Origin of the sequence: Aminivibrio sp. (genome assembly GCF_016756745.1) — a bacterium.
GTDB lineage: Bacteria > Synergistota > Synergistia > Synergistales > Aminobacteriaceae > Aminivibrio.
On record NZ_JAESIH010000016.1, the window covers coordinates 1 to 5,744 of the forward strand.

Genomic DNA, 5,744 nt, shown 5'->3' on the forward strand with positions numbered 1-5,744 from the left:
TTCTCCGTTCGGTCATCGGCTACAAAAGGTAATCCTCCCGAGCTCCGGTCTGCATGATGCAGTTAAAAAATTTTCTGCTCCTTCTCCTGCTCCTGCCGTTTTTTCTTTTCCCCCGCCCGGTTCATGCAGGGGATCTTGCCATAGGCCTGGAAGACGGATGGATCTGGCAGGTGGCGGTTCTGCCGCCTCCCGACGGCTGGGAGAGCGAGAGGGGAAAATCCTCCCTCGGGGCTGTCCGCTATGCAGAGTGGAAGGTGAAGGACAGTGCCGACGGCGTGGCCGGCCGTGATATCCGTTTTCTTAAGGAACCGCCCCTTTCACGGGATACTGCGGAGGAACGCGTGGCCCGCTGGAGGGAGAATGGAGTCGCCGCCGTGCTTTCCCTGGGAGGAAGCGAGGATATTTCTCTCCTTCGTCCCCTTCTCGGCAGATCAGGTCCGGTTTTCCTGTCCGCCTACGGCGAGGGAAGCGACATCGGCGAAGGCGGCGTTCCTCTTCCCATGATGTTTGCCCTGGATCTCTACAGGGACTTTCGGATCGCAGCCTTTGCGGAATATGCCCGGAGAAGTCTCGACCGGGGGACCGGGGTGGCGATCCTCGGGGACCGTTTCGACCCCTCCCTGGAACGTTTTGCCCGGAACCTCGGTGATATGTTGTCATCTTCCGGCTACTCCGTCAGCCATTTCTGGTTGCCGGGAGCGGGACCGGATTCTTTCAGGATGATCGAATCCGAGGCTATGTCTGAAGGAGCATCCGTTCTTGTGTCCTGGGCGGGATCCATGGTTGTACGGGATGTATGGAGGGCTGTCCGGAGAAAAGAAGGCGCATTCAGGATCTGGTACGGAGGGGAGCCGAGGCAGCTTCTTCTTTCCTTTAACGGTATCATCGCAGCTGACCAGAACGTCCCCCTGGGACGGGACCGGGCTTTTGTAACTCTTGGCCGGGAAATATGGGGGCGAACCAGGACGGTTGTCAAGGATGAGAGCGCCGCAGGCAGGGCGTACGCTGCATGCGGGTGGATTTTCGAAGGTTTTCGAAGGGCGGGATCCAAGGATCCGGTGCCCCTTGCGAAAGCCATGGAGTCAGTTTCGGGCATCGCTCTCGGTTCTTCAACCTTTTCTGTCAATCCGGCAACCCACCGTCCCGTTGCCAGGGAAACCGCAATTCTCGAGGTGGAGAACCGGGCCTTCCGTCCGGTGGATTTTTTCCAGGTTACTGACCCGGGATATTTGCCATGATGAAATGTCGCTGTTTTCAACCATTGAGGAGGATGACAATATGAAATTGCGGGACGTGGTACAGAACATACGGGCAGAAGTGCTGTACGGAGAGGAACTGCTCGACTCCATCGACATCGAGTGCGCCTACGGCGCCGACCTCATGAGCGACGTGCTGGCGTTCGCCCGCCCGGGATCCCTTCTCCTCACCGGACTGACGAACATCCAGATCGTCAGGACCGCCCAGATGCTTGACCTCCCCGCGGTGGTTTTCGTCCGGGGAAAGAAGCCCCAGGAAGCGGCTGTGAAGCTTGCGTCCCAGATCAAGATGCCGGTGCTTCTGTGCCAGATGAGCATGTTCGAGGCATGCGGCATTCTCTTCGCGAAAGGAATTCTGCCCTGTCATATACCTGACAGAGGGGTGTAGAGCGTGGGGCAGGAGCCGTACGTGGAAGAGTACACCATACAGGCGGGGGATTTTACCACTATCGGCGAAGCCTCCACGAAATTCCGGGCGACTCTCAAGATGCTCGGGATTTCATCGGAAGTTGTCCGAAGAGCTGCGGTGGTGGCTTATGAAGCGGAGATGAACGCCATGATCCATGCAGGGGGCGGGACTCTCCGCATGACCGTGGCATCGGATCATCTGGAAATTATGGCTGCGGACCAGGGACCGGGCATTCCCGACGTGGCCTTGGCCATGCAGGAAGGGTATTCCACCGCTTCTGACGAGATCAGGGAGCTCGGGTTCGGAGCGGGCATGGGATTGCCGAACATCGAACGGAATTCCGACAGCATGAACATCGAGACGAAAGTGGGGACCGGCACGGTCCTAACAGCGAGAATTAACTTTCCGGGACAGTGATCTTTTTCTTCGCCCGGAGCGGCAGAATGCAGCGGAATGACATGAAGGAGTGGTGAAGGTGTCCGGAGGAATTAGGGTTCGCGAAGCCCGGTGCCGGGGGTGCGCCAACTGCATAAAATCGTGTCCCACCGAAGCGATCCGGGTGATCGACGGGCTGATGCGCATTATCCCGGACCTCTGCATTGACTGCGGTGAATGCATACGAAGCTGCAGGGACAAGGCCATCACCGTGAACGAGGATGAGTGGGATCTTCTCAGGTCAAGGGAAGGACTGGTCCTCATGGCCGATCCCACCTTCTACGTGCAGGTGGGCGCCTATTCCCGCCCGCGACTGATGAAAGAGGCCCTGGAACATCATGGGCTCAGGGATATCGCCGAATACGCGTCCATCGCCTTCGACCTTGCAGCCTACGCCGCGGCGGGCATCATCCGGGAAGGAGGGGACAACCTTCCCTACATCTCCACCTATTGCCCCGCCGTCATCAGGCTTATCCAGATCAACTTCCCCGAACTTGTGGGAAGAATTCTCCCCGTGGAATCTCCCCTGGAGACCGCAGTCACCATCTGGAGGAACGCCACGGGGGGAAAGGAAAAAGTGACCCTTGTCGCGCCCTGTCCCGCAAAGGCCACCCTCGTCCGGAACCCTGTGGGAAGGGGAAAAAGCTCTCTCGAGTACGTGGTGAGCGTGAAAAAGGTCATCCGCGATCTTCTCGCCTACAACGTAAAGGTCACGGGCACGAAGACTAAGGCCATCAGCAGGCGGTGGCTCCTCTGGTCCATTTCCGGCGGCGAAGCGCGGCACATCTCGTCCTTCTCCGACAAGGGGCTTACTTCAGTGGCCGTATCGGGGCTGCGGAATACCATGGACCTGCTCAACGAGCTGGAGCTCGGGCGGCTCGGGGGAGTGGACTTCATCGAGTGCAGGGCCTGCGACCTGGGGTGTATCGGAGGAACGGGAACCTACGAGTCCCGGTTCCTCTCCCAGCTCCGCCTGGAAAACATCGAAACGGAATGGCTCCCCTCCCAGGAAGAGATGGAAGAAATCCGCACCTGGTACGACAAGGGAATATGGCGCCTCGACAATCCCATCCAGGTGAAGGAGCGGCTGCCCCTTTCCCAGGACCTGGGAGAGGCCATGGCCAAGCTCCGGGAGATGGACGCCATTTACGCCGGGCTGCCCCACATCGACTGCGGTTCCTGCGGCCGCCCCTCCTGCCGTGCCCTGGCGGAGGATATCGTCCGCGGGCAGGGAGACGAGACGGACTGCATCTTCAAGCTGAGAGAGCGGATTACCGCCCTCAGCGGCGAGATACGGTCGCTTTCCTCCAAGCTGCCTCACACCCTCCATCCTTCGGGCAAAAGGAGGCATGGGGCATGAAAATTTCCGACATTACGGAACTTCTCGGTCTCACAGTCTACTCTCCGGGCGACCAGGCAGGGGAGATCGGAGGCGTCATTACAGGAGACCTGCTGAGCTTCATCATGGCGGAGGCCAGGGAAGGATGGCTCTGGATCACAATACAGGTGCATCTCAACGTGGCGGCGGTGGCCGTACTCAAAGATGTCCCCTTTATCCTCACCGCGTCGGGGAGAAAGCCTGACAAAGACCTCGTCGAACGCTGCCTTGCCGAAGGCGTTACCCTCGCAGGCACGGACCTGTCCGCCTTCGAGGCCGCCGGACGGCTCTGGGAGGCAGGCCTGGGAAGATCGTCATGAGCCTCTCCCCCTTCTGGGTGGATCTTCACCTTCACACAGTGCTCTCTCCCTGCGGAGAACTGGAAATGGGCGCTCCCGAGATCGTGGAGGCCTATCGGAAGGCGGACATCGCCCTCTGCGCCGTAACGGACCATAACGCCTCGGACAACGCTGAGGCAGTGGCCGAAGCCGCCGGAGGGAGCCCTGCCGTTCTTGCCGGAATGGAAGTGCAGACAGCGGAGGATATTCATATCGTCGTGATTTTCCCCGGCCTCGTCGAGGCCGGGGATTTTCAGAAATGGCTCTGGAAGAAAATGCCGCCGATAGCGAACTGTCCCGAAATTTTCGGAGACCAGCTGATCATAGACAAGAACAACGTCATCACCGGAGAGCAGGAAATTCTGCTTGTCCAGGGAGCGGGATATTCCGCCGACGAGACGGCGGAAGAGGCCCGCAGCAGAGGAGGGCTGGTCATCCTTGCCCACCTCGACCGACCGTCCTTTTCCTACGAGGCGGTCCTCGGTCCCGTACCGGACGATTTCCCCTGCCATGCCCTGGAGCTTTCCTCCGCCGTTTCCCACAGCGAATTTTCCGGATGGAGAGAGCGGTATCCTGACCGGGTCTTCATCCGTTCTTCAGATTCACACAGGCTTTCCACTATTTCCCGGGACAGGTGCACCGCCATGATGCTCGAATCCCCCTGTTTCCGCGAAGTTGAACTTGCCCTCTCCGGCCTGGAGGGACGGTCGGTAGTCTGTCCCTGGGGCGGCGGCTACCGGTGGCGCCGCTCCAGTTCGGCGTAGACCTCCCTGGGGCTCACTCCCGAAGCGAGCAGGGCAGCCTCGAGGTGATAGAGAAGGTCCGCCGCCTCGCATACCGTTTCCTTCCTGTCTCCGGCCGCCACGGCCAGGGCGGTCTCCACCCCTTCCTCCCCGACCTTCTGGGCAACCCTTCGCAGCCCCTTTGACAGCAGCCGTGCGGTGTAGCTTTCGGCGGGGTCGTCAAGACGCCGTTTCTCCAGGTACCTCCAGAGAACTCCCGGAAAGGTTCCCCGTCCTTCGCAGGGGGGGGTGAGAAGCCTGTGGAAACACGACCGCTCTCCTGTATGACAGGCGGGCCCCGCCGGTTCCACCAGGGCGAGAAGGGCATCCCCGTCGCAGTCCAGCCTGAGTTCCTGGAGGGAGAGGGTGTTTCCGCTGGTTTCCCCCTTCTTCCAGATCTCCCTGCGGGTTCTGCTCCAGAAGGTCATCATCCCCGAGAAGAGGGTGGCCTCAAGAGCTTCCCTGTTTGCCCAGGCCATCATGAGCACCTCCCCTGAAAGCACGTCCTGCACAATCACGGGAACCAGGCCGTCCACGCCGAATTTCACATCGTCCAAAGAAAATTCCACGTCCATCACCTCGACGGGCGGACGGGAACGCCCCGTTCCGCAAGATAGTGTTTCAGATCCGGGATGCGTATCTCCCTGAAATGGAAGATCGAGGCCGCAAGGGCGGCGTCGCTTCCTGCCCTGAATGTATTGAGGATGTGCTCCATGGACCCTGCGCCGCCGGAGGCGATGAGGGGAACGGATACCATTCCCGAAACGAGGGAGTTGAGTTCGTCGTCGTAGCCGGTTTTCACCCCGTCCCTGTCCATGGAGGTCAGCAGGATCTCCCCGCACCCCCTGCGGACGCCTTCGGCGATCCACTCCAGGGCGTCCAGTCCTGCAGCGGTTCTTCCTCCGTCGATGAAGACCTCCCATTTTCCCGCTCCGCTCCGCCTGGCGTCCACCGCTAAGACCACAGCCTGCTTGCCGAGCAGTGCGGCACATTCTCCGATGAGGGCTGGATTCCGGACTGCGGCGGAGTTCAGCGAGATTTTGTCCGCCCCGAGGGTGATAATATCCCTGGCCTGTTCCACCGACGAAATTCCGCCTCCTACGGTAAAGGGGATAAACAGGGCATCGGCAACCGACGATACCCAGG

8 protein-coding genes are annotated in these 5,744 nt (G+C 60.1%); 6 read left to right on the forward strand and 2 right to left on the reverse strand.

The features are described from left to right. The first annotated feature begins 53 nt into the window (after nt 1-53). Genes JMJ95_RS00985 through JMJ95_RS01010 form a run of 6 tightly spaced genes read left to right on the forward strand, consistent with a single transcriptional unit; the run spans nt 54 to nt 4,580 of the window. The gene (locus JMJ95_RS00985; RefSeq protein WP_290681315.1) at nt 54-1,238 is read left to right on the forward strand and encodes an ABC transporter substrate-binding protein; all 1,185 of its coding nucleotides are present in this window, start codon (nt 54-56) and stop codon (nt 1,236-1,238) included. Between the two features lie 40 nt (nt 1,239-1,278). Beyond that, entirely contained in the window at nt 1,279-1,644 is a 366-nt protein-coding gene (locus JMJ95_RS00990) for a DRTGG domain-containing protein (RefSeq protein WP_290681317.1), read from the forward strand. 3 nt (nt 1,645-1,647) lie between these two features. Then, complete coding sequence (locus tag JMJ95_RS00995; protein ID WP_290681319.1) at nt 1,648-2,082, forward strand: ATP-binding protein; 435 nt, start codon at nt 1,648-1,650, stop codon at nt 2,080-2,082. A 58-nt stretch (nt 2,083-2,140) separates the two neighbouring features. Beyond that, a complete protein-coding gene (locus JMJ95_RS01000; protein WP_290681321.1) occupies nt 2,141-3,460 on the forward strand; it encodes a [Fe-Fe] hydrogenase large subunit C-terminal domain-containing protein in 1,320 nt (439 codons plus the stop codon). Beyond that, nucleotides 3,457-3,798 carry a serine kinase gene (locus JMJ95_RS01005; RefSeq protein WP_290681323.1) on the forward strand — a complete coding sequence of 114 codons (342 nt, stop codon included), beginning with the start codon at nt 3,457-3,459 and terminating at the stop codon, nt 3,796-3,798. Before JMJ95_RS01000 ends, JMJ95_RS01005 begins: the two co-directional genes overlap by 4 nt. After that, nucleotides 3,795-4,580 carry a PHP domain-containing protein gene (locus JMJ95_RS01010; protein ID WP_290681325.1) on the forward strand — a complete coding sequence of 262 codons (786 nt, stop codon included), beginning with the start codon at nt 3,795-3,797 and terminating at the stop codon, nt 4,578-4,580. The genes JMJ95_RS01005 and JMJ95_RS01010 overlap by 4 nt, the downstream gene beginning before the upstream one ends. On the opposite strand, the gene hisIE is transcribed toward JMJ95_RS01010, so the two are convergent. Beyond that, the gene (gene hisIE / locus JMJ95_RS01015) at nt 4,550-5,173 is read right to left on the reverse strand and encodes a bifunctional phosphoribosyl-AMP cyclohydrolase/phosphoribosyl-ATP diphosphatase HisIE (protein WP_290681328.1); all 624 of its coding nucleotides are present in this window, start codon (nt 5,171-5,173) and stop codon (nt 4,550-4,552) included. The genes JMJ95_RS01010 and hisIE overlap by 31 nt on opposite strands. Then, nucleotides 5,173-5,744 (reverse strand): imidazole glycerol phosphate synthase subunit HisF (hisF, locus tag JMJ95_RS01020; RefSeq protein WP_290681331.1); only part of this gene is annotated, 572 nt, incomplete at its 5' end. The genes hisF and hisIE, both read right to left, overlap by 1 nt.